This window comes from Corallococcus llansteffanensis (genome assembly GCF_003612055.1).
GTDB classification, from domain to species: domain Bacteria; phylum Myxococcota; class Myxococcia; order Myxococcales; family Myxococcaceae; genus Corallococcus; species Corallococcus llansteffanensis.
Genome location: NZ_RAWB01000024.1, coordinates 15,141 through 36,615 on the forward strand (window position 1 = coordinate 15,141; position 21,475 = coordinate 36,615).

The 21,475-nt window shown below is 69.8% G+C and carries 16 protein-coding genes; 8 read left to right on the forward strand and 8 right to left on the reverse strand.

Going from position 1 to position 21,475, the window contains the following annotated elements; genetic code table 11:
• Positions 1–119: 119 nt before the first annotated feature.
• Positions 120–1,844 (forward strand): rhomboid family intramembrane serine protease, encoded by a 1,725-nt coding sequence (locus D7V93_RS03920; RefSeq protein WP_158623642.1) that lies wholly within the window; start codon positions 120–122, stop codon positions 1,842–1,844.
• Positions 1,845–1,855: 11 nt separating this feature from the next.
• Here D7V93_RS03920 and D7V93_RS03925 read toward each other — a convergent pair whose 3' ends face one another.
• A complete protein-coding gene (locus D7V93_RS03925; RefSeq protein WP_208722910.1) occupies positions 1,856–5,335 on the reverse strand; it encodes a CHAT domain-containing protein in 3,480 nt (1,159 codons plus the stop codon).
• 285 nt (positions 5,336–5,620) lie between these two features.
• Between D7V93_RS03925 and D7V93_RS03930 the strand changes: the two genes are divergently transcribed.
• From D7V93_RS03930 to D7V93_RS03940, 3 genes are all read left to right on the forward strand, one after another.
• Complete coding sequence (locus tag D7V93_RS03930; RefSeq protein ID WP_120642075.1) at positions 5,621–6,220, forward strand: hypothetical protein; 600 nt, start codon at positions 5,621–5,623, stop codon at positions 6,218–6,220.
• A gap of 38 nt (positions 6,221–6,258) precedes the next feature.
• Positions 6,259–7,026 (forward strand): 4-hydroxy-tetrahydrodipicolinate reductase, encoded by a 768-nt coding sequence (locus tag D7V93_RS03935; protein ID WP_120642076.1) that lies wholly within the window; start codon positions 6,259–6,261, stop codon positions 7,024–7,026.
• A 287-nt stretch (positions 7,027–7,313) separates the two neighbouring features.
• Positions 7,314–7,766, forward strand: coding sequence for a GNAT family N-acetyltransferase (locus D7V93_RS03940; RefSeq protein ID WP_120642088.1), 453 nt, complete (start codon positions 7,314–7,316; stop codon positions 7,764–7,766).
• A gap of 165 nt (positions 7,767–7,931) precedes the next feature.
• On the opposite strand, the gene dusA is transcribed toward D7V93_RS03940, so the two are convergent.
• The 5 genes from dusA to D7V93_RS03965 all read right to left on the reverse strand — a co-directional run bounded on the left by dusA (position 7,932) and on the right by D7V93_RS03965 (position 13,053).
• On the reverse strand, positions 7,932–8,933 hold the full coding sequence (gene dusA / locus D7V93_RS03945; RefSeq protein WP_120642077.1) for a tRNA dihydrouridine(20/20a) synthase DusA: 1,002 nt from the start codon (positions 8,931–8,933) through the stop codon (positions 7,932–7,934).
• 124 nt (positions 8,934–9,057) lie between these two features.
• A complete protein-coding gene (locus D7V93_RS03950; RefSeq protein ID WP_120642078.1) occupies positions 9,058–9,600 on the reverse strand; it encodes a hypothetical protein in 543 nt (180 codons plus the stop codon).
• A gap of 154 nt (positions 9,601–9,754) precedes the next feature.
• Positions 9,755–10,039: a hypothetical protein gene (locus D7V93_RS03955; RefSeq protein ID WP_120642079.1), complete on the reverse strand. Its 285-nt coding sequence runs from the start codon at positions 10,037–10,039 to the stop codon at positions 9,755–9,757.
• 144 nt (positions 10,040–10,183) lie between these two features.
• Positions 10,184–11,146: a squalene/phytoene synthase family protein gene (locus D7V93_RS03960; RefSeq protein ID WP_158623643.1), complete on the reverse strand. Its 963-nt coding sequence runs from the start codon at positions 11,144–11,146 to the stop codon at positions 10,184–10,186.
• 188 nt (positions 11,147–11,334) lie between these two features.
• Entirely contained in the window at positions 11,335–13,053 is a 1,719-nt protein-coding gene (locus tag D7V93_RS03965) for a dipeptidase (protein WP_120642081.1), read from the reverse strand.
• A 230-nt stretch (positions 13,054–13,283) separates the two neighbouring features.
• Between D7V93_RS03965 and D7V93_RS44755 the strand changes: the two genes are divergently transcribed.
• On the forward strand, positions 13,284–13,445 hold the full coding sequence (locus D7V93_RS44755; RefSeq protein ID WP_158623644.1) for a hypothetical protein: 162 nt from the start codon (positions 13,284–13,286) through the stop codon (positions 13,443–13,445).
• An 18-nt stretch (positions 13,446–13,463) separates the two neighbouring features.
• Here D7V93_RS44755 and acs read toward each other — a convergent pair whose 3' ends face one another.
• Both acs and D7V93_RS03975 read right to left on the reverse strand, forming a co-directional pair.
• Positions 13,464–15,416 (reverse strand): acetate--CoA ligase, encoded by a 1,953-nt coding sequence (gene acs, locus D7V93_RS03970; RefSeq protein WP_120642082.1) that lies wholly within the window; start codon positions 15,414–15,416, stop codon positions 13,464–13,466.
• A gap of 61 nt (positions 15,417–15,477) precedes the next feature.
• Positions 15,478–15,963 carry a hypothetical protein gene (locus D7V93_RS03975; RefSeq protein ID WP_244237095.1) on the reverse strand — a complete coding sequence of 162 codons (486 nt, stop codon included), beginning with the start codon at positions 15,961–15,963 and terminating at the stop codon, positions 15,478–15,480.
• Between the two features lie 72 nt (positions 15,964–16,035).
• Between D7V93_RS03975 and D7V93_RS03980 the strand changes: the two genes are divergently transcribed.
• The 3 genes from D7V93_RS03980 to D7V93_RS03990 form a co-directional block, all read left to right on the forward strand.
• Positions 16,036–16,458 (forward strand): NUDIX domain-containing protein, encoded by a 423-nt coding sequence (locus D7V93_RS03980; protein WP_120642084.1) that lies wholly within the window; start codon positions 16,036–16,038, stop codon positions 16,456–16,458.
• Positions 16,459–16,470: 12 nt separating this feature from the next.
• Positions 16,471–18,039: a M50 family metallopeptidase gene (locus D7V93_RS03985; RefSeq protein ID WP_244237096.1), complete on the forward strand. Its 1,569-nt coding sequence runs from the start codon at positions 16,471–16,473 to the stop codon at positions 18,037–18,039.
• Positions 18,040–18,213: 174 nt separating this feature from the next.
• Positions 18,214–21,475 (forward strand): ATP-binding protein (locus tag D7V93_RS03990; protein ID WP_120642089.1); only part of this gene is annotated, 3,262 nt, incomplete at its 3' end.

The following is a 21,475-nucleotide window of genomic DNA, read 5'->3' on the forward strand; positions in this document are numbered from 1 at the left end:
AAGCGCCCTGGGCGTGTGTCACAATGAACATGCCAATGCCGAGCGTCTTCTGGCATGCCAGCTCCACGCACGAGGATGAGGTGTTCAAGCCGCGCGGGGTCAAGGTTCACGGGGGGGACATGCAACAGGTTGAGCTGAGAGAGAATGACGAGGAGACCCTGCTGCATCCTTCGGACCTGGAGGAAGCGCTCCGCAAAGGAACGGTGCCTGGCTCGGCCGTGGTCCGCTACGAGCCCTGGACAGGGACCTTGTTCGCCCGGATCGAGACGATCGCGGCCTTGGCCGGGGCGGTGGATGCGCCAGCGGCCCGTGCGGCTGCGCGGCTGGCGAAGAAGTCCTTTCCATGGGCCACCACGCTGCTGTGCTTGCTGCTGCTCCTGGCCTTTGGCCTTCAGGTCGGGCTCGGGCTGATGGGGCTGGAACCCGAGCGGCTTGGCGCTGTCGGGTTCGAGCCCACCGTCCTCGATGCGGCCTGGTGGAGCGCGTGGACGGCGCCCTGGCTCCACGGCGGCGCCCGCCACCTGGCACTCAACCTGCCAATCCTGGCCTACAGCTGCTTCCGGGTGGAGCGGGTGCTGGGAATGACGGGATTGCTGCTGGTGCTGCTCGGGGCGAGCCTCATGGCGGCGCTGCTCATCGTCCCGTTCTCGGTGCTGCCAGTCGTGGGCTCATCCATCCTGGCCTTCGGCGCCTGGGGTGCCCAGCTCGGCCTGGGGCTGCGACTGGGGGAAGCCATCCCGCGCGAGCAGCGCAGCGCCTATGGCTGGAGTTCCTATCTGCTGTTCGCCTTCTTCCTGGTGGCTGGCTTTTCGGCGCCGAAGGTCTCGGTGCTGGGCCATGTGGGCGGCTACCTTGGAGGACTGGCCGTGTCGCTGTGGGTCCGCCCGGAGACGCTGGCACCTCGCACGGGCGTGGCCCTGACGCGGCTCCGCTCGCTGGGGGCCGGCCTGGGCCTCCTGGCGCTCCCGGCGGGACTGGCCTGGCTCCTGGCATCCTCGCCGACGCTGCTCTGCTCGCTGAGCCGGCCCGCCGGAGTCCTCCAGGATGGGCTGGAGCTGTCGGTCTGCTGGCGCATGGCCAGCCACCCGGGAAAGGTCATGGGGCTGGATGCGTGGGGGGTGGGTCCGGGGTCCGACAGCGCTGTCTTCGCGGCGTCCCACCTGCTCCGGAACCCTGATCAGCTGGACCCGGAGCTGCTCCAGCAGGACTGGGAGCGACGCCTGGGAAGCCCCGTGACCCAGACCGAGGTCCCGGCGCTTCAAGAGGGCTGGCGGGCCTGGACGCTCACAAGTGGGGGCCACAGCGTTTTCGAGCAGGCCCGCGTGGAGGGAGCCCGGATCCACCGGGTCGGCTGGTACACGAAACGCCCCCTGTCGCCGCCTCGCAAGGCGTTCTACGAAGCCGTGCTGAAGACCGTCAGGCTTTCCGAGCCGGCGGAGCTGAAGAACCGACGCGAAGCCTGGTCGAAGCTTCAGGGCGCTCCGCAGCGCACCTTTGAGTATGGCGAAGCGTTGGAGACGGCCGGGCGCTACGAGGAGGCCCTGGCGCTGTTCGCCAGACTGGAGACCCAGGAGAATGGTTGGGAATGGGAATCCATCCGGGCCCGCTTTCGGATCTGCTCCACGCATTCCACGCTGGCGGCCTGCGGGGGCGCGTGGCGCGATGACTGGTTGAAGAAGGCGACGCTGGAGGACGTCGCGATCCGCGTGCCGGCCATCCAGTGGCTGGTGGCCGAGGGTCGCTGTCCGGAAGCGCAGCAGCAGGCCCGACGGCTGGAACGCGTGCCCGAAGTGGATCCCGCGGAGGTCAAGCAAGCCCTGAGCACCTGCGGAGCGCCGCGATAGGCGGGGCCCAATCACCCCTCTGTTCGGGAGGGCTGCGCCTCGTGGGAGTTGGACGTGAGCGAGCGCAGGGGCGCATCCCGGCCCATGGCGATGAAGGGCGCCCAGGCGTGTGGATGTGATTGGGTCCGCCGCAACTCCCGCATCGCCTCGCGCAGTGCCGCGGCTCGGCCCTGGCCCGCCAACAGGTTGCGGTAGTAGGCCTCCATCAGCGTGCTCGTCGTCTGGTCTTCCACCTTCCATAGGCTCATCACCACCGTCTCCGCTCCCGCCACGAGGAAGGCCCGGCGCAGCCCGTACACACCCTGTCCCAGCTTGATGTCGCCCCGGCCGGTGTCGCACGCGGACAGGACGACGAGTTGGGTGCCCCAGAGGTCGAGGCCCGCCAGCTCCAGCGCCGTCACCAGCGTGCTGTCGGGCGGAGGGGCCGGGCTGAAGCCGGAGGGCACTGAGGCACTCGCCCCAGCGAGGACAAGGCCGGAGCGCAGCAGAGGATCCGCGGGGCTGGGGGCCTGGGGGTCCTCGCCCAGCGCACCGAAGTGGATAACCGCGCGGGAAGCCGTGGTGGACTCGGGCGCGTTCCCCAAGAAGAAGCCGTGGGTGGCCAGATGGAGGATGCCAGGGGTCGGCAGGTGCATCAGCCGCTCCTTGGTGGCCTCGGGGCCCAGGAAGAGCTGGGCCTGCGGAATCAGGCGCTGAATGGACTCGGCCTCATGAAGGGTGCCTGGCAGTGGGGTCAGCGCCCAGGCCCTTCGCGCCTCGTCCGCGGGCAGCGTGGAGAAGAAGTGCCCAATAGAAGCGGAGCGCTCGGCCCCCGTTGGAGCGTCTCCCTTCGAGTGAGTGGGCGCTGGGAGTGAGGCGTTGAAATCCGGGTTTGCGAGGACGACCACCGAGCCTGGGGACACGCTCTCCTGGGGACGAGGCAGCAGGTCCTTGCCGGAGGAGAGGTAGGTGAAGTCGAAGGCCTCCACGAGGAACTGGTGGCCATCATGGAGGGCGGCAAAGGGCACCAGCGCGAGCTGTCCATCCGGCGAAAGGAAGAGGCGGCGGGTCTCCCCCAGCAGCGGAAGCAGGGGCTGGAAGGCGAGCTGGTAGAGCGCCTGGGCGGGGGCTTCGAAGGCGGTATCCCGGTTGGCCAGGGCGTCTCTCAGGCGCGAGGCAGCGGAGTCGATGGACTCGGCGGGCCCCAGGTCCAGGGTGCGGGTCGTTGAGTCAGGGAAGAGCACCAGCGCCAGGTAACGCAGGGATTTGGGACGCGTGGACCCGGGCGCTCCGGGCCTGGGCACCAGCGGCCGGTCCACGTAGGTGATGAACTCGACGAGCGCGCCGTCCCTGGGCAGGGCCGCGGCGACACGGTCGACAATCTCGGAGGGGGACGGCAGCGCGGTCAGCGCGCGCAGGGGAGCGGAGCGGCTGGCCAGGTCGGCTTCGAGGGCCGCGCCCTGCTCGGAAAGTTCTTGGAGGCGCTGTTGGTAGGCAGGCAGTGAGAGTGAACCGGGGCCCTGGAGTGACAACTGGGCCAGCTGGCTGCGCAGTCCTCCCAGCCTCTCGAAGGTTTCACGGTCCTGCGCGCCCAGGCTCCGGTAGATGGTCCGGGAGATATCGGCCGTTTCCTCCACGGAGCGGCCTTTGAGGAGCAGGGCGGCGCCGAGGGCCAGGCGTCTGACGCGGGCGTCGTCGGGATGAGCGCGCAGCAGCGCATAGAGCCGCTCCTCGTCAGTGCGAAGGAACTGGAGGAAGCGGGACAGGTGCATCTCGGAGAAGCCGAGTGCCTCCCGGCGCAGGCGCCGCTCGGACATGGCGAACGCGTGGGTCAGCAGCGGGAGGGCCTCGGAGAGGCGATGCTGGGCCAGGTGGACCACCGCGAGGTGGTTGAGCACTTCCGCGCTGCGCGGATGGTTCTCGCCGGAAGTCGCGCCCCGAATGGCGAGCTCGCGCTCGTAGAGTGGCCGGGCCTTGCCGTACAAACCCTGAGCCAGGTAGAGGTTGGCAAGGTCGTGCAGCGCGTCGGCGACGTCGAAGTCATCCTTGCCATACGCTGCTTCCGAGATGGCCAGCGCGCGTTTCAGGAGCGGTTCGGCTCGGGCATACAACCCTTGGGCCAGGTAGAGATTGCCGAGATTGCTGAGCGGCCTGGCGACATAGGGGTAGTGTTTGCCATTGCTCGCTTCCAAGACGGCCAGCGCGCGTTTCAAGAGCGGCTCGGCGCGAGCGTATAACCCTTGGGCCAGGTAGAGGCTGCCGAGACTGCCAAGGGAGAGGGCGACGCGAAAGTGCATCTCGCCCAAGGCCGCCTCCCGAATGGCCAGCGCGCGCTCGAGGAGCGGCTCGGCCCGAGCATACAACCCCTGGGCCATGTAGATGTTTCCGAGTGAGACGACCTGGTTGGCGACAATGGGATGGCTCTTGCCGAGGGCCGCTTCCCAAATGGCCAGCGCGCGCACGTAGAGCGGCTCGGCGCGTCCGTACAGGCCCTGGAGTTGATAGGCCACAGCCCAACGGTAGAGCAACTCAGCGACGAGGGGATGGCCCTTGCCGACGGTCGCCTCCTGGATGGCAAGGGCGCGTACGTAGAGCGGCTCGGCACGAGCGAACCATCCCAGGCGCACGTAGATATCAGCAAGTTGACGGAGTGCGTCCGCGACGTTGGGAGGATTGTTTTCGAGAACCGCTTCCCGAACGGCCATCGCACGCAACGACAGCGGCCCGGCCCGAGCGACCACCCCCTGGGACGAGTAGAGGTCGGCGAGGAGCCAGAGCGAGTACGCGACATCGGGATGCTTCTGGCCGAGGAAGGATTCCCGGATGGCCAGCGCGCGGACATAGAGCGGCTCGGCACGAGCGTACAACCCCAGGCTCAAGTAGGAGTCGCCGAGGTCGTTGAGCGTTTGAGCGACCTCCAGGTGGTTCTGGCCGAGGGCGGCTTCCCGGATGGCCAGCGCGCGCAAGAAGAGCGGCTCGGCACGAGCGTACGCGAGCTGATGCAAATAGAGTTTTGCGAGACTGTTGAGCGATGCGGCAACGAGAAGATGGTTCTTTCCGAAGGCAGCTTCCCGGATGGCCAGCGCGCGTTGCAGGAGCGGCTCGGCCCGTTCATACAGTTGCTGGTCCGAATAGAGGTTGGCGAGGAGGGTCAGCGATTGAGCGACCTCCGGGTGGTCCTTGCCGAGGGCGGCTTCCTGGATGACCAACGCGCGTTGCAGGAGCGGCTCGGCCCGGACAGGGTTCCCCTGAAGCAGGAGATGATGGCCGAGCATGTCCAGAGAGCTGGCGACCTCTGGATGGGCGCTCCCGAGCACAGCCTCACGCAGTGCGAGCGCGCGCTCACCCCGCGCAATGGCTTCCGCGTACCGCCCCGCGTCCCAGGACGTGTTCGCCTCGTCTGAAGCCGTCTGCGCCTCCTGGAGCCGCGCATCCGGAGGCCCCTCCCCGGCCGCCACTCCCGGCGCACAGCAGGCCAGCACCACCATCATCCCCATGAAGAACTGCCACATGTTGGCTCCTGGTGCCCGTCCAGTTTCGATAGCCCAGACCTGCCAGGTCAGACCTGACCTGGCAGAAAGGCCCCGAACGGTTTCCCCCGCGAACCGATGGAGCCGGTGAGCCGGAAAATGATGCAGAAAATCCGTGGAGTCCCTTTACCTGGGAGGGGTGCGACCGCACCTCCCCTTGGCCGGACGCCTTCCTGGCCCGCGGAATGTCTGCATCAATTTCCGCCGCGCCGGCTCGTTCCAGGGGATGCGGCGACAGTGAAGCCGCGTCAGATACGACAGGACGCCATGAAAGACTCCTTTGAAGTCAGGACCCTTACGAGCAGAGAAGAGTTGGATGGCTATCGAAGGCTGCTTTTCGATGTTTATATCCACGAGTCAGGCTGGAAGTTCAGTCCAGACAATCCCGCCGGAATCCGGGTTTCTGACCGTAGGTTGCTGGATGACCGGGATGACGTCGCCACCTGCTTCGGTATCTTCAGCCAGGACAGATTGGTGGGGGGCGCCCGGATCTGCGGGAGGCTGCATGATCGATTCGAGGTCCATGGCTACCAGCCGGATCGGGATCTGTCCGTTCTCGACATCCCCAATCTGATCGAAGCAAACAGGGCCGTCCTGCGCCCCGAAATCAGGGGCAGCAGCGCATTCGCATCGCTGGCCCTGCATATCCTTGAATTCTGCAAGAGCAACCACCTGCTTCTTTTTACAATCCCAAGCGTGCAGTCCGTGATGCGCTTCTACAAATCGATTGGGATGACGCCAGCCGAAGGCTGCAGATTCAAGTTCGAACCCGAGGATCCAGCGGAGGCGCAGCTGTTCCTGGTGGATTCAGAGGACGTCCTGGACACCGTCATCAACAATCTGCGTCAACTCATCCGTGGCGGTTGAGCGGGGCCCCTCGCGGCAACGTCTGATATGCATGAGGGATGATTCGCGTCTGCATCGCAGGAGTGACTGGCTGGGTGGGACAACCCCTCGCGGCGGCGGTCGAAGCCGCGGAAGACCTGGAGCTGGTGGCGGCCGTGGCACGCCGCGCCCGAGGTGAGTCGCTGGGGCGCCTGACCATCAGCGGCTCCGTCGAGGACGCGCTGGCGGTCCCTTCGGACGTCTTCGTGGACTACACCAGCGCCGTGGCCGTGAAGGACAACGTGCTGGCGGCGGTCCGCACCGGCCGACACGCGGTCGTCGGCAGCTCGGGCCTGACGGACGATGACCTTCGCGAGCTGGATGAGGCCGCCAGGAGCGCAAAGGTAGGCGTGCTCGCGGTGGGCAACTTCGCCATCACCGCCGCGCTGCTGCAGCGCTTCGCCATTGAAGCCGCCCGGCACCTGCCGTCGTGGGAGATCCTCGACAGCGCCTACGCCGGGAAGATGGACGCCCCCAGCGGGACGGCGCGGGAGCTGGCGTGGCGGCTGTCGGAGGTGAGGGCTCCCGAGGTCGAGGTTCCGGTGGAGAAGACCGTCGGGGATGTCGCCGCGCGCGGAGCGACGGTGAACCAATCGCGCATCCACTCGATGCGCCTCCCCGGCTACACCATCGGCCTGGAGATCCGCTTCGGTCAGCAGGATGAACGGCTGACCCTCTCCTACGACGGCGGACCCGGAGCGACGCCCTACGTCGCGGGCACGCTGCTCGCCATCCGCCGGGTGCACGAGTTCGTCGGAGTCGTTCGCGGAATGGACAGGCTCCTCTAGCCAACCTGCTTCAGGTAGGTCCGTTAAGGCGATGTCCGCAGGACGCAGGCCGGTTCCCAGCCGAGGTGTGCGTCGTCGGCTGGCTACATCCAGTTTGAGGCAACCTGGCCCCGGCGCTCACCATGAGGCGCGCGTTGACGGGGCGCCAGGAGACGACGGTGGGAGTCGCGCAGAGAGGGTGTCGCGAAGGACGGGAGCGGTGGCGCGGGGCACGGCAGCATCGACCCTGGCGTGGGACGCGGGCTAGAGTCGGCTCGTCACTCGGCTCGCGGAGACCGGCTCTCTTGGTGAACCTGCGCAACGTTATAGATGAAGACCTCCCGATCTTCTTCGAGCACCAACGGGACGCGGTCGCGCTGCGCATGGCCGCATTCCCGTCGCGGGAACGCGATGCCTTCCTGACCCACTGGCGCACGAAGGTTCTCCGCCCCGAGAACGTGACCCGCACCATCGTCGTTGGCGGCCTGGTCGCTGGGTACATCGGCAGTTGGGAACAGGACGGCAAGCGCCTCGTCGCCTATTGGATGGGTCGCGAGCACTGGGGCAAGGGCATCGCGACACGGGCGCTCTCGGAGTTCCTCGTGCTTGAGCCGATTCGTCCGCTCCATGCGTGGGTCGCTGTCCACAACGTCGGGTCGATCCGCGTCCTCGAGAAGTGTGGCTTCCGCACGGTGGCCCAGGAGAACCAGCAGCACGCGGACGGAGTTGCTGAGGTACTCATGACGCTTGGTCCGAAATAGTATGAGCCGGGTACCCGCAGGACGCAGGCGGGTTCCCAGCGCACCGCGTCCCTAAGCAACTTCCCTGAAGGGGAGTAGCGTGAAGCTGTTCCCCAGCCATACGCAGGGCCACCCTGGGAGCGCGGCGGCATCTGCTGAGCCTGGGAGCGTTGCCAGCGCGGGACTTCAGGCCACGGCCTGGAGGCCCGCATCGCGCGGCACCTTCGCGGCGGCGGCGAGCACCACCTCCGGGCCGGCGCCGTCCTCGTGGGCGTTCTCGCTCAGGTGACGGCGCCACGCACGCGCCCCCGGCAGGCCCTGGAAGAGGCCCAGCATGTGCCGGGTGATGGCGCCCAGCGGCGCGCCCTGGCTCCGCTGCGCTTCGATGTACGGCAGCATCGCGTCCACCACCTCGTGCCGCGTGGGGGGCGCCTCTGTGCCGCCGAAGAAGCGCCGGTCCGCGTCCGCCAACACGTAGGGCGACTCGTAGGGCGCGCGGCCCATCATCACGCCGTCCACGTGGGCCAGGTGCCCGGCCGCCGCGTCCAGCGTCTTCACGCCGCCGTTGAGGCTGATGTCCAGGTGCGGGAACTCCGCCTTCAGCCGGTACACCAGGTCGTAGCGCAGCGGGGGCACGTCCCGGTTCTCCTTGGGGCTCAGGCCCTTCAGCCACGCCTTGCGCGCATGGACGATGAAGCGCGTGCAGCCCGCCGCGGAGACGCGCCGCACGAAGTCCTCCAGCGTGGGCCACTCCTCCATCTCGTCGATGGCGATGCGCGACTTCACCGTCACCGGGATGCGCACCGCGGCCCGCATCGCGGCCACGCCCCGGGCCACGAGGTCCGGCTCCGCCATCAGGCACGCGCCGAAGCGGCCGGACTGCACGCGGTCGCTGGGGCAGCCCACGTTGAGGTTGATCTCGTCGTAGCCCCACTCCTCGCCAATCCGCGCGGAGGCCGCGAGGTCCTCCGGCTCCGAGCCTCCCAGCTGGAGGGCCACCGGGTGCTCGGCGGGCGTGAAGCCCAGCAGGCGGTCGCGCTTGCCGTGCAGCACCGCGCCCGTGGTCACCATCTCCGTGTAGAGCAGGGTGTGGCGCGAGATCTGACGGAAGAAGAACCGGCAGTGCCGGTCCGTCCAGTCCATCATCGGCGCGACACACAGCGGCATGGGATAGGCCAGGGCAGTCATCACCCTACCCCTATCCGGAATCCCGCCGTCCGCCCAGAGGCTCTCCATGGCCTCCCGGGTCCCTCCGGAGGCAGGCGACCCGGCGGGCCGGCCGGGTCGCACAGGAGGGCCCCGGGGCCCGGGCTCAAGCGGCCAGGCCGAGCACCACACCCTGCTCCACGAGCCACCCCTCCACCAGCCGCTGGCCGGCCTCCGTCAGCGTGAAGCCCAGCCCGGCCCACTGCTGGCCGTTGAGCATCACCACCTGCCCCAGCGCCAGCGCGAACGCGGGCTCCGGCAGCATCCGCTTGAGCAGCGCGCCCGCGTAGTGGTGGAGGAACAGGTCGAAGTTCTTCGCGAAGTCCGGGTGCCCGGGAATCGAGTCGCTGCGCGTGTCCGCCGCGACGTCGTACCCCTGGATGAGGCCGCCAAACCCCAGCACGTCCACCAGGAAGGCCTGCATCCGGGCCTGCCCCCGCACCCGGCCGGGCAGCCACCGCTCCGGCCCCATCGGCGTCTGGAAGGTCCACAGTCCGCGCTGACGCGCGGCGGCGAAGGGCAGCCCGTCCATCCCAGGAAGCCCGGGGCGCTCCACCCTCGTGGGCCGGCGGGACACCTTCAGGGGCGCCGCGTCCGGACGCGAAGGGAAATAGACGATGACCGCGGGGGTCGAGCGGACGCAGTTCATGGGGGCAGCACTCCGAGGGGGAACACCAACACCGGAATTATCCTGTATAGGTGCCCAGAAGTTGCTGCCCGGGAGACAGAACCGTCCCCGTCCCGCGCGGCGCACCTCGCGATGCACCGGGCCGGACCGGGGACGGCCCCCTCCACGGGACGTCCTAGGCGCAGAACTCCTGGCCCGCGTCGTTGTGGTAGACGCGCTGGCCGTTCGGGCAACAATAGACGGCGCGCGTGGACGTCGGCGTCTGGATGCAGGCGGACGAGCCGGACACGGAGTAGCCGCGGCAGTCCAGGCCCGAGCCACAGACGGGCAGCGCCTCCTGCGTCACGCCACGCTCGTCAGGCGTCGCCGGGGTGGCCTCCTCGGCCTCCATCCCACCGCCACAACCGACCGCCAACGCCATCCCAGACGCCAACACCAGGCTCTTGAACAGGTTCTTCATGAGGGTTGTCTCCGAAATCCGCCCCGCCGGCATGACGGGGTGATGACGGTTGTGCCACTCCCAGGAATAGCCGCCAAGTCACCAAAACGTGAACATCCAGTTCAAGACGAATACACTGGATTACCCACTAATCGACGCAAGGTGTCACGGGGTGGGGCCGGCGAGCGCCTCCACGGCCTCCGGGAGCGCGCCCCGCTCCAGCGCGGCCTGGAGGGCGATCATCTGGGTGGTCACCACCGCGCGGGACACCTTGGCACCGGCGCCGTCGCGCACCAGCAGCTCCAGCGTGGCCTGTGCCAGGAGCAGGGGCAGCGTGGTGAAGGCGAGCACGTCCCGGGAGGCGCCCGCGCCGTAGAGGGCGCGCACGTAGCGCGCGGCCGCGACTAGGTCCTCGCGCGCGAGCTGCTCCACGTCCTGGAGCTGGACGTTGGGGGGCAGGAGCGAGCGCCCCTCCTTCTCGTCCTGCCGGGCGTCCTTGAGGATGTTGACCAGCTGCAGGCCCTCGCCGAACAGCGGGGCCAGGGCGCGCAGGTTCGGGGAGAAGGGCGTGAGGCGCGGGTCCAGGACGAACAGCTCCGTGAGCAGCTCCCCCACCAATCCCGCCACGATGTAGCAATAGTCACGCAGGGACTGGAGTGAATCGAGCGCCAGCAGGCCCTCGGCGGTGGCGCTCGAGAGCACCTCGCGCATGCCCTGCACCGTCTTGAGGACGAAGTGGCGCAGGATGGCGCCGGCCTCCGGGCGCAGCGCGTCCAGGCTCGCCAGCAGCGAGGGGGTGCGCGCGACGAGGTCCAGGTAGCCTGTGTCCTCGCTCGGACGGCGCTCCCGCCAGTCGCGCGCCAGCGCCTCCGGGTCGGCCTCCGGGTCCTCCTTCAAGAGGGCCTCGAAGCGGGCCAGTGCCTCGCGCCGGGCCTCGCGAGGCCAGGATGCGGCGTCCTCCAGCGTGTCGGCGACGCGCAGCAGCAGGTAGCCCAGGCCCACCTCGCGGCGCAGGGGTTCTTCGAGCAGTGGGATGGCGAGCGCGAACGTGCGACTGGTGCGAGCGAGGAAGTCCGACAGCTCGTCGTCCCGAAGCGGGAGGGCCGTCACAGGGGCAGCGTCACTCAAGCAGACCGTCCTTCGGGAAGGGGGCGTGCTCCGCCCGGGCCCGTGACTGCCACAAGCCACCCACCGACACACGCGCGAACAGCAGGCCCCCGGAAGCCTCCGCGCCCCGCGGGTCCAGGGTCGAACACCGGGCCACCCTGCGGGCCCCGGGCCGGGACGAATATCCGCCACGGCCCGGGAGGACACACTCAGGGTGCTGGCGCGACCGTGGGCTTCGGCGCGGCCGGGGCCGTCGGAGCCACGGCCGGCACGGGGGCGGGGGCCGCGGGCGCCTGGGGCTTCGGCTCGGGCTTCTCGCGCGACTGCAGCATGGTGCCGTTGTCGGCGGCGATGCGGCGGTACCACGCGTCCGGGTAGCGGGGGTGGTTCACCTTGCCCTGCGCGTCCCGCACGTTGCCGTCGATGTATTTCACCAGCAGCTGCTCGCCCAGCTTGCGCCAGCGCGCGTGCACCTTGTCGCCCTGCTGCAGCGAGTATTCGGTGAGGTACTGGCGGGCCTGCTCCGGCGTGCGCTTGTAGAGCACCTGCGCGATGCTCTCCACATTGGCCTGATCCGCGAGGAACTGGCCCTCCAGCTCCCCCTGCGCCTTCTGCACGTCGACGATCATGTCGCTCCAGCGCCCGTAGGCCTGGTTCGACACCCAGTTGAAGACCCAGAAGGACGAGTCCCAGGAGAAGTCGCCGCGGCTGGCCACGCCCTGGGAGAAGTTCTTCGGCACCTGCCGGATGCCCGCGTACATGGGCGTGTACACGGTGGTGAACGTGTCATCCACGCCGAACCAGAGCACGCCGCCAATGGCGTCCGGCAGCGTGGAGCGCATCTGCGCGACGAAGGAGAAGCCCGTCTGCTGCGTGGAGATGGCGCGCTCGTGGACGTAGCTCTTGCCGTCCACGTCCCACGTCATCGGCCGCCAGCGGTAGGGCACCGCGTAGGGCCCCGCGCCCACGTCCTTGGACATGTCCAGCGGCGTGCCCTCGAAGTGGTCGCGCATCAGCGCCATCGCGTCCTGCACGGACACCTTCTTGTCCGGCTTCACCCACAGGGGCAGGCGCTTCGTCACGTCCGAGCCGTCCGCGTACTCGATGCCCAGCTTCAGCGACGGGGCCGCGCGGCGGAAGATGCTCCACACGCGCCCTTCGGAGAAGCGCTGCCCCCCGAAGTCCAGCGGGTGGTACGTGTCCGCGAAGCTGAAGTCCTTGTCCGCGCCCGTGTACCAGCCCTTCGCGCGCGCGAACGAGATGACGTCCGGCGAGTACAGCGTGGAGGAGGAATCGTTGAGCGGGAACTGGCGGATCCGCGACTGGTTGGCGTGCGCGGAGATGACGCCGTCCGGCAGCTTGCGCGCCACCCACACCGCGCCCTTCTGGCCCGTGCCCTTGCCAATCATCTCCAGCAGCCACGCCTCCTTCGGGTCGGCGATGGAGAACGTCTCGCCCGTGGAGGCGTAGCCGTACTCCGCCACCAGGTCCGTCATCACCTGGATGGCCTCGCGCGCCGTCTTGGAGCGCTCCAGCGCGATGTAGATGAGCGAGCCGTAGTCGATGAGGCCCGCGGGCCCCTCCAGCTCCTTGCGGCCCGTGAAGGTGGACTCGCTGATGGAGAGCTGGTGCTCGTTCATGTTGCCCACCACCGAGTACGTGGCGGGCGGCTGCTTGATGCGCCCCAGGAAGTTGCCCGTGTCCCAGTCGATGACGTCGCGCATGGCCCCGGCCGCGTGGCGGCGCGCGGGCGTGTGGTACAGCTCGCCGTACAGCTCGTGCGAGTCGGCCGAGTAGGTGATGAACGTGGAGCCGTCCGTCGTGGCGCCCTTGGTCACCAGCATGCTGGTGCAGGCATCCGCGGTGGGGGCGACCAGCACCGCCGTCAGCGGCAGCGCGGTGAGCAGGGTCGTGGAGAGTCGGTTCATGGCGGCGCAATCTAGCAGGACTGCCGCCCGCTGCCCGCCCAGGCAGGTTGCCCGACAGCAAAGCGCCCGGCCCTCGGGGAACCGCCCTGCGTCATGCGCGGAGCCGATGGGCGCCGGACGTTGCGCTACTTCCCTGCCTGCCCGCCGCATGGCAGTGCCTGGCCGGGGACGCTAGGGTTCTCTTTTCCGGCCCGGCGGCTCGTTTTCCGCCCCGGCCCCTGGAGGCAGACGTGACGGAGATCGTGGTGGGTCTGGTGGTGTTCTTCGTCCTCACCGTCGTCCTCGGCCCCGCGCTCTGGAGCTCCCGCATCTGGTGGAGCAAGGCGGACCGGGAGGCCGTGAGGGACAAGCACGGCCGCCCCCGCAAGGGCGCGGAGGACGGCCCGGCCTGAAGTCCCCCGCGGTCGGAGCTACTCGTCGTTCTGGCGCAGCGCGGCCAGCACGTTGAGGTCCTCCAGCGTGGTGGTGTCCTGCGTGGAGTGGTTGCCCGCGGCCACGTCGCGCAGGAGCCGGCGCATGATCTTCCCGGAGCGCGTCTTGGGCAGCCCTTCCGCGAAGCGGATCTCATCCGGCCGGGCGATGGCGCCAATCTCCTTCGCGACGTGCGCGGCCAGCTCCTTCTTGAGCGCATCCGAGGGAGCATTCCCGTGCTTGAGCGTCACGAAGGCCACCAGCGCGGTGCCCTTCAGGTCGTCCGGGCGTCCCACCACGGCGGCCTCGGCGACCTTCGCGTGCGCGACGAGCGCGCTCTCCACCTCCGCGGTGCCCAGGCGGTGGCCCGCGACGTTCACCACGTCGTCCACGCGGCCCATCAGCCACACGTAGCCGTCCGCGTCCGTGCGCGCGCCATCGCCGGTGAAGTACATGCCGGGCAGCTCGCTGAAGTACGTCTTCACGTACCGCTCCGGGTCGCCGTACACGGTGCGCAGCATGGACGGCCAGGGCTTCGTCACGAACAGCAGGCCGCCCTGTCCCCGGGGCACCCGCTTGCCGTCGCGGTCCAATATCTCCGCGTGGATGCCGGGCAGCGGGAAGGTGGCGGAGCCCGGCTTGGTGGGCGTGGCGCCGGGCAGCGGGGAGATCATGATGGCGCCCGTCTCCGTCTGCCACCACGTATCCACGACGGGGCAGCGGCCGCCGCCGATGACGTCGCGGTACCACATCCACGCTTCGGGGTTGATGGGTTCGCCCACGCTGCCCAGCAGGCGCAGCGAGGACAGGTCGTGCTGCTTCACTGGCCCGTCACCCAGCCGCATGAAGGCGCGGATGGCGGTGGGCGCGGTGTAGAGGATGGAGACCTTGTAGCGCTCGATGATGGCCCAGAAGCGGTCCGGCCCCGGCTGCGTGGGCGCCCCTTCGTAGAGCACCGTGGTGACGCCGTTCATCAGCGGGCCGTAGACGACGTAGCTGTGGCCCGTCACCCAGCCGACGTCGGCGGTGCACCAGTAGACGTCGTCCTCGCGCAGGTCGAACACCCAGCGCGTGGTGAGCGACGCCATCATCGCGTAGCCCGCCGTGCTGTGCAGCACGCCCTTGGGCTTCCCGGTGGAGCCGGAGGTGTAGAGGATGAACAGCGGGTGTTCGCTCTCCACCCACTCCGGCTCGCAGGTGTCGGACTGGCCCTTCACCAGCGCGTCCCACGCGAGGAACTTCGGCCCCGCCGGCAGCTTGCCGTCGCCGGTGCGGGTGAGCACGACGACCTTCTCGATGCCGGTGGCGTGCGTGAGCGCGGCCTCCACGTTCTTCATCAGCGGCACCACCGCGCCCTTGCGCCAGCCGCCGTCCGCGGTGAGCAGCACCTTCACGCCCGCGTCCTTCATGCGCTCCTGGAGCGCCTCCGCGGAGAAGCCGCCGAACACCACCGAGTGCACCGCGCCCAGCCGCGCGCACGCCAGCATCGCGACGGCCGCCTCCGGCACCATGGGCAGGTAGATGCCCACGCGGTCGCCCTTCTTCACGCCCAGGGACTTGAGGCCGTTGGCCAGCCGGTTCACCTGCTGGGACAGCTCTCCGTAGGTGATGCTCCGGCGGTCGCCCGGCTCGCCCTCGAAGAGGATGGCGGGCTTGTCCTTCAGCCTGGGCAGGTGCCGGTCCAGGCAGTTGTAGGTGAGGTTGGTCTTCCCCTCGACGAACCAGCGCGCGTGGGGCGGCTTCCAGTCCAGCACCGTCTGGAAGGGCTCCTTCCAGAAGAGCTCCTCGCGGGCGCGCTCACCCCAGTACTTCTGGGGGTCCTTCTCGGCCTCGTCCCACAGCCGCTGGTAGTCCTGCATGCCGCGGATGTGGGCCCGCTGGGAGAACTGCTCGGGCGGGGGGAAGACGCGGGACTCGGTCAGGACCGAGACGATTTCCTGCGTGTCTGCCATGGGCGTCCCTCATTTGCGCGTGGGAACAGCCCTGCTGTTGTAGGGACCCGCGCCCCCGGGCTCAAGGCTCCTCTTCGCAGCGGGTGTTTCCCTGAACGCCCTCGAAGCGGACCCACAGCTCGCAGTTGCAGCGCGCGACACCATTGGAGGCGTAGACCAAGCGTAGTTGACCATTGAACTGCGTCATGCACTGCGTCGTCGCGTCCACGTGCACGCGGACCTGATCGAGCAGGCACTCCTCGCCATTCGTCGTGGTGCTGACATTGGCGACGCTGCCGTCAGCGGTGAACGCATCGCCGTCCTCCAGGAAGTAGCCGAGCAGCTGCATGTCCTGCACGCCGAAGTCCGCGCGCACCACGCGCCCGGAGACCTGCAGGCCCAGGTGGAAGTCGCCCTGCACCTCCGACAGGAGGTTGCAGTCGTCGCGCATGACTTCGGTGGGGGTGAGCGCGTAGTCGCCCTCGTTCTGGCTGTACGGCAGGCAGCCCGCCAGGGAGGGGGCCGCGAGCGCGAAGGCAACGAGGCAGAGGCGTCGGAGGGTAGACACGGCACGCACCATCGCCCACGGGAGGCATCCGGAGCGGGCGCTCGCGTGGGGGCGGGGGTAGAGTGCGACGCCATGCCTGAATACCGCAACCCCAAACCCACCGTGGACTGCATCATCGAGCTGTCCGGCGAGCGCATCGTGCTCATCCGCCGCGCCAACCCGCCCGTGGGCTGGGCGCTGCCCGGCGGCTTCGTGGACGAAGGCGAGCCGCTGGACAAGGCGGCCATCCGCGAGGCCAAGGAGGAGACGGGCCTGGACGTGACGCTGGAGGAGCAGTTCTTCAGCTATTCGGATCCGAAGCGGGACCCGCGGCTGCACACCATCTCCACGGTGTTCATCGCGCAGGCGAAGGGCGAGCCGGTGGGCGCGGACGACGCGGCGGAGGCGAAGACCTTCAAGCGGGATGAGCTGCCCAAGGACCTCTGCTTCGACCACGGCACCATCCTGTCCGACTACCTGACGTACAAGCGCACCGGGAAGCGCCGCAAGCTGTAGGCCGGGGCCCGGATGCACTACCTGTTCGTCCTGCTCGCCCTCGGGGCGCTGCTCCTCGTGCACGAGCTGGGGCACCTGGTGGCCGCGCGCCTCCTGGGCGTGCGGGTGCCGCGCTTCACCGTGGGCTTCGGGCCGCCGCTCCTGTCGTTCCGGCTCTTCGGCACGCAGTTCGTGCTGGGCGCCGTGCCGCTGGGGGCGTCCGCGAACCTGCAGGGCATGAACCCGCACCGCTCCGGCGAGGAGGACACGTCGGGGTTCGGCACGCTGGGGCCGCTCAAGCGGATGGGCATCATCCTGGCGGGGCCGGTGGCGAACTACGCCGTGGCGGTGGGGCTCCTGTTCGCGCTGTACACGTCCGGCACGCACGTCGTGGTGCCGCTGACGGTGGGCACGGTGCTGCCCGGTTCGGAGGCGGCGCGCGCGCAGCTGCTGCCGGGTGACAAGCTGGTGCGCGTGGATGGCAAGCCGCTGGAGAGCTGGTCGGACTTCGTCACGCGGGTGGCGGACGGCGTGGGCCACGACCTGGAGCTGGCGGTGGAGCGGCACGGGGAGCCGCGCACGGTGAGGGTGCGGCCTCGCGCGGATGAGCGGGGCGCGGGGCGCATCGGCGTGAGCCAGCAGTACGTGTTCCGCACGCACGCGCCCGGCGAGGCGCTCACCCAGTCGGTCGTGCACACCGGGAGGGTGGCCTCCGAGGCGCTGTCCACGCTGGTGGCGCTGGTGCGCGGGCCGGGCGTCGCGGGCCGGGGCGGGCCGGGCGCGCTGATGCGCCAGGAGTCGTCCGACGTCGCGTCGTCCACGGCGTCAGGCCTGGATGCGCTGGTGCGGGCGATGGTGGCGGCGTCGGTGGCGCTGGCCATGCTGACGCTGGTGCCGGTGCCGGGACTGGATGGCGGCCGGGTGCTGCTGCTCGCGGTCGAGGCCGTGAGTGGACGGCGCATTCCACCGCGCGTGGAGACGGTGGCGCAGACGGCGGGGTTCCTGTTCATCTCCATCGCCATCGTGGCCACGGCGGGCGCGGAGATCCGCCGCGCGCTGCCCTCGTCGTCCCCGGTGGGACCGAGGACCGTGGTGGGCGGCACGGCGGCGATGGCTCCGGCGACGACGGGGAGCACGGCCCCCGCGAACGCCGTGGTGACACCCGCCGGTGCACCGGGCGCGCATGCCGCGAGTGCTGTTCCTCCGACCCCCGTGGTGACAGCTCCTGCTCCAACAGGCGCGCCTCCTGTGAACACCGCGTCACCGAACACCGCGACGACAGCGTCCGCTCCACCGGGTACGCCTCCCATGAACGCCGTGCCTCCAAGCGCTGCGGTGATACCTCCCGCTCCACCCGGCACATCTCCCGTGAGCACCGCGTCCGCGAACGCCGCGGTGACAGCATCCGCTCCACTGGCCACGCCCTCCGCGAGTGCCGTGCCTCCGAACACCGCGGCGACAGCAACCGCTCCATCGGCCGTGCCTCCCGCGAAGGCCGTGCCTCCCGACACCGAGGCGACTGCGGCCGTGCCCTCCGCCCCGATTCCGGCACCGGACGCGGGCTCGCCGCCGCCTCGCGTCGTTGTCCCGACGCCTCCATGACGCGCTGAGCAGGACCGCCCGCTTGCTCCCATGTCCTACTTCCAGCGAGGAGAGCGCCCGGCGTACCGTCGTTCATGCTTGGCGGAGTTCGACGTCGCGGATTGCAGTAGTCCACGCTCGCCACTAGAAGCCGGGGCGCCCCTCCGCCCCTCCCCGTGGCTCCCAGAGAACCGCATGCCCCTGCCCCTTACCCCGTTCACCGCTCCTTCCGAAGAGCATCACTTCGCGGGCGGCGGTGAGATGGGCGAACTGGTGCGCTCGCTGGACTGGGCCCGGACGCCGCTGGGCCCGTCGTGCGACTGGCCCATCAGCCTGAAGACGATGGTTGGCGTCGTGCTCAACAACCGGTTCCCCATGCTCATGTGGTGGGGCCCGGAGATGATCCAGATCTACAACGACGCCTACCGCCCGGTGCTCGGCCACAAGCACCCCGACTCCCTCGGCGCTCCGGGCCAGCAGATCTGGCAGGAGATCTGGGACGTCATCGGCCCCATGGCCCGGGGCGTGCTCGAAGGCGCGCCCGCGACCTGGAGCGAGAACCTGTCGCTCTTCATCAACAGCCGCGGGTTCACGGAAGAGACGTTCCACACGTTCTCGTACAGCCCCATTCCCGACGAGCGGGGCGGTGTGGGCGGCGTGCTCGTCACCGTGCGGGAGACCACCGAGGAGGTCCAGCACGAGCGGCAGATGCGGACGCTGCGCGACCTGGCGGCCCGCTGCGCCGACGCGAAGTCTCCCGAACAGGCGTGCCACTCCGCGCTGGGCGTGCTCGCGGCCAACACGCTGGACCTGCCCTTCACCCTGCTCTACCTGCTGGATCCGGACGGCGACACCGTCCGCCGCGTTGGCGGCACCCTGCTGCCCGACACGACGCTGGAGCCCCTGCCCCGGCAGCAGTCGCTCTCCAGCGGAGACGACACCGACTGGCCCTTCGCCCAGGCCGTCGCCACGGGCGGCGCGGTCGCCGTGGAGGACCTGCCCCGGCGCATGGGGGCGCTGCCCGGAGGCCTCTGGAACAGCCCGCCCCAGCGTGCCGTGGTGCGCGCCCTGTCGAGGCCCGGCCAGTCGCGGCCCTATGGCTTCCTCGTGGGCGGCGTCAGCCCCCGGCGCTTGCTCGACGCGCGCTACCAGGAGTTCTTCCAGCTCACCGCCGAGCAGGTCGCCGCCGCGATCTCCAACGCCCGCGCCTACGAGGAGGAGCGCCAGCGCGCGGAGGCGCTCGCCGCGCTCGACCGCGCGAAGACGGACTTCTTCAGCAACATCAGCCACGAGCTGCGCACGCCGCTCACGCTGCTGCTGGGCCCCACCGAGGACGCGCTCGCCAGCCCCCCGCGCGCGCTTCAGGGCGACGCGCTGGAGACGGTGCACCGCAACGCCGTGCGCCTGCGCAAGCTGGTCAACATGCTGCTGGACTTCGCGCGCATCGAAGCCGGTCGCGTGCAGGCCGCCTATGAGCCCACCGACCTCGCGACGCTGACCGCGGGCCTCGCCAGCGCCTTCCGCTCCGCCATCGAGCGCGCGGGGCTCGTGCTCGACGTCGACTGTCCTCCCCTGCCGGAGCCGGCCTGGGTGGACCACGAGATGTGGGAGAAGATCGTCCTCAACCTGCTGTCCAACGCGCTGAAGTTCACCTTCAGCGGCGGCATCACCGTGGCGCAGCGCTGGCGGGACGGGCACGCCGAACTGCGCGTCACCGACACCGGCACCGGCATCCCCGCGCACGAACTGCCCCGCCTCTTCGAGCGCTTCCACCGCGTGCAGAACGCCCGCGCGCGCTCCCACGAAGGCTCTGGCATCGGGCTCGCGCTGGTGCACGAGCTGGTGCGCCTGCACGGGGGCACCCTCTCCGTCCAGAGCGAGGTGGACCGCGGCACGACGTTCACCGTGCGCCTGCCCGCGGGCTTCGCGCACCTGCCCAAGGACCAGGTGACGTCCGCCCGGCCCCCCCGTGAGCTGCTCGCGGGCGCGGACCCCTACGTGCGCGACGCGCTGGGCTGGCTGCAGGGGAGCGCCCCCGCGGCGAACGCGGCCCCTCCAGCGTCGGAGCCGCTGGAGCGCGCGCGCATCCTGCTCGCGGACGACAACGCCGACATGCGCGAGTACGTGGGCCGGCTGCTGGGCGCCCACTGGACGGTGGAGGCGGTACCGGACGGAGAGGCCGCGCTCGACGCCGCGCTCGCGCATCCCCCGGACCTGGTCCTCACCGACGTGATGATGCCCCGCCTGGACGGCTTCGGCCTGCTCCAGGGCCTGCGCTCCGACGAGCGCACCCGCCACGTCCCCGTCATCCTCCTGTCCGCGCGCGCGGGCGAGGAGGCGAAGGAGGAGGGCCTGGGCGCCGGCGCGGACGACTACCTGGTGAAGCCGTTCTCCACCCGCGAGCTGCTGTCGCGCGTCACCGCCCAGCTCACGCGCTCGCGGCTGCGAGCGCTGGAGGCCGCGCACGCCGAGCGGCTCTGGCGCATCTTCCAGCACGCGCCCGTGGGCATCGCCATCCTGCGCGGCCCGGAGCACGTCTACGAGTTCGCCAACCAGGGCTACCTGCAGCTCATCCAGCACCGGGAGGTCATGGGCAAGGGCATCCGCGAGGCGCTCCCGGACCTGGCCCACCAGGGCATCTACGAGCTGCTGGACGGCGTCTACACGACGGGCGAGCCCTTCATCGGCCGGTCCGTGCGCGCCGTCTTCACCCACGGCCCCGAGCAGCCCGCGCAGGAGCGCTTCTTCGACCTCGTCTACCAGCCCATGAACGACGCCCGGGGCCAGGTGGAGGCCATCATCGTCGTGGCCTTCGACGTGACGGAGCTGTCCACCGCGCGCCGCGAGGCGGAGTCCGCCAACCGCGCCAAGGACGAGTTCCTCGCGATGCTCGGCCACGAGCTGCGCAACCCCCTGGCCCCCATCCTCACCGCGCTCCAGCTCATGCGCCTGCGCGGCGACACCACCGCGGAGCGCGAGCGCACCCTCATCGAGCGGCAGGTGACGCACCTGGTGCGCATGGTGGACGACCTGCTCGACGTCAGCCGCGTCACCCGGGGCAAGGTCACCCTGAAGCGCGAGCGCACCTCGCTCACCGACGTGGTGGCCAAGGCGCTTGAGCAGACGAGCCCCCTGCTCGAGCAGCGCCAGCACACGCTGGAGGTGGACCTGCCCGACCACGGCACGGCCCTGGACGGCGACCCCACGCGCCTCGCGCAGGTGTTCGCCAACCTGCTCACCAACGCCGCGCGGTACACGGAGCCGGGCGGCTTCATCGCCGTGACGGGCGCGCGCGAGGGCGCGGAGCTGGTCGTCACCGTGCGCGACACCGGCGTCGGCATCGCTCCGGAGATGCTGCCCCGCGTGTTCGAGCTCTTCGTGCAGGAGCACCAGGCCCTGGACCGCTCCCAGGGCGGGCTCGGGCTGGGGCTCGCCATCGCGCGCAGCCTCGTCACCC

Excerpts from the sequence above, each read along its gene's own strand:
- D7V93_RS03950 (WP_120642078.1), bottom strand. The coding sequence starts at position 9,600 with ATGAACTGCGTCCGCTCGACCCCCGCGGTCATCGTCTATTTCCCTTCG.
- D7V93_RS03985 (WP_244237096.1), top strand. The coding sequence starts at position 16,471 with ATGCACTACCTGTTCGTCCTGCTCGCCCTCGGGGCGCTGCTCCTCGTG.
- D7V93_RS03930 (WP_120642075.1), top strand. The coding sequence starts at position 5,621 with ATGAAAGACTCCTTTGAAGTCAGGACCCTTACGAGCAGAGAAGAGTTG.
- D7V93_RS03925 (WP_208722910.1), bottom strand. The coding sequence starts at position 5,335 with ATGTGGCAGTTCTTCATGGGGATGATGGTGGTGCTGGCCTGCTGTGCG.
- D7V93_RS03955 (WP_120642079.1), bottom strand. The coding sequence starts at position 10,039 with ATGAAGAACCTGTTCAAGAGCCTGGTGTTGGCGTCTGGGATGGCGTTG.
- acs (WP_120642082.1), bottom strand. The coding sequence starts at position 15,416 with ATGGCAGACACGCAGGAAATCGTCTCGGTCCTGACCGAGTCCCGCGTC.
- dusA (WP_120642077.1), bottom strand. The coding sequence starts at position 8,933 with ATGACTGCCCTGGCCTATCCCATGCCGCTGTGTGTCGCGCCGATGATG.
- D7V93_RS03920 (WP_158623642.1), top strand. The coding sequence starts at position 120 with ATGCAACAGGTTGAGCTGAGAGAGAATGACGAGGAGACCCTGCTGCAT.
- D7V93_RS03935 (WP_120642076.1), top strand. The coding sequence starts at position 6,259 with ATGATTCGCGTCTGCATCGCAGGAGTGACTGGCTGGGTGGGACAACCC.
- D7V93_RS03965 (WP_120642081.1), bottom strand. The coding sequence starts at position 13,053 with ATGAACCGACTCTCCACGACCCTGCTCACCGCGCTGCCGCTGACGGCG.
- D7V93_RS03980 (WP_120642084.1), top strand. The coding sequence starts at position 16,036 with ATGCCTGAATACCGCAACCCCAAACCCACCGTGGACTGCATCATCGAG.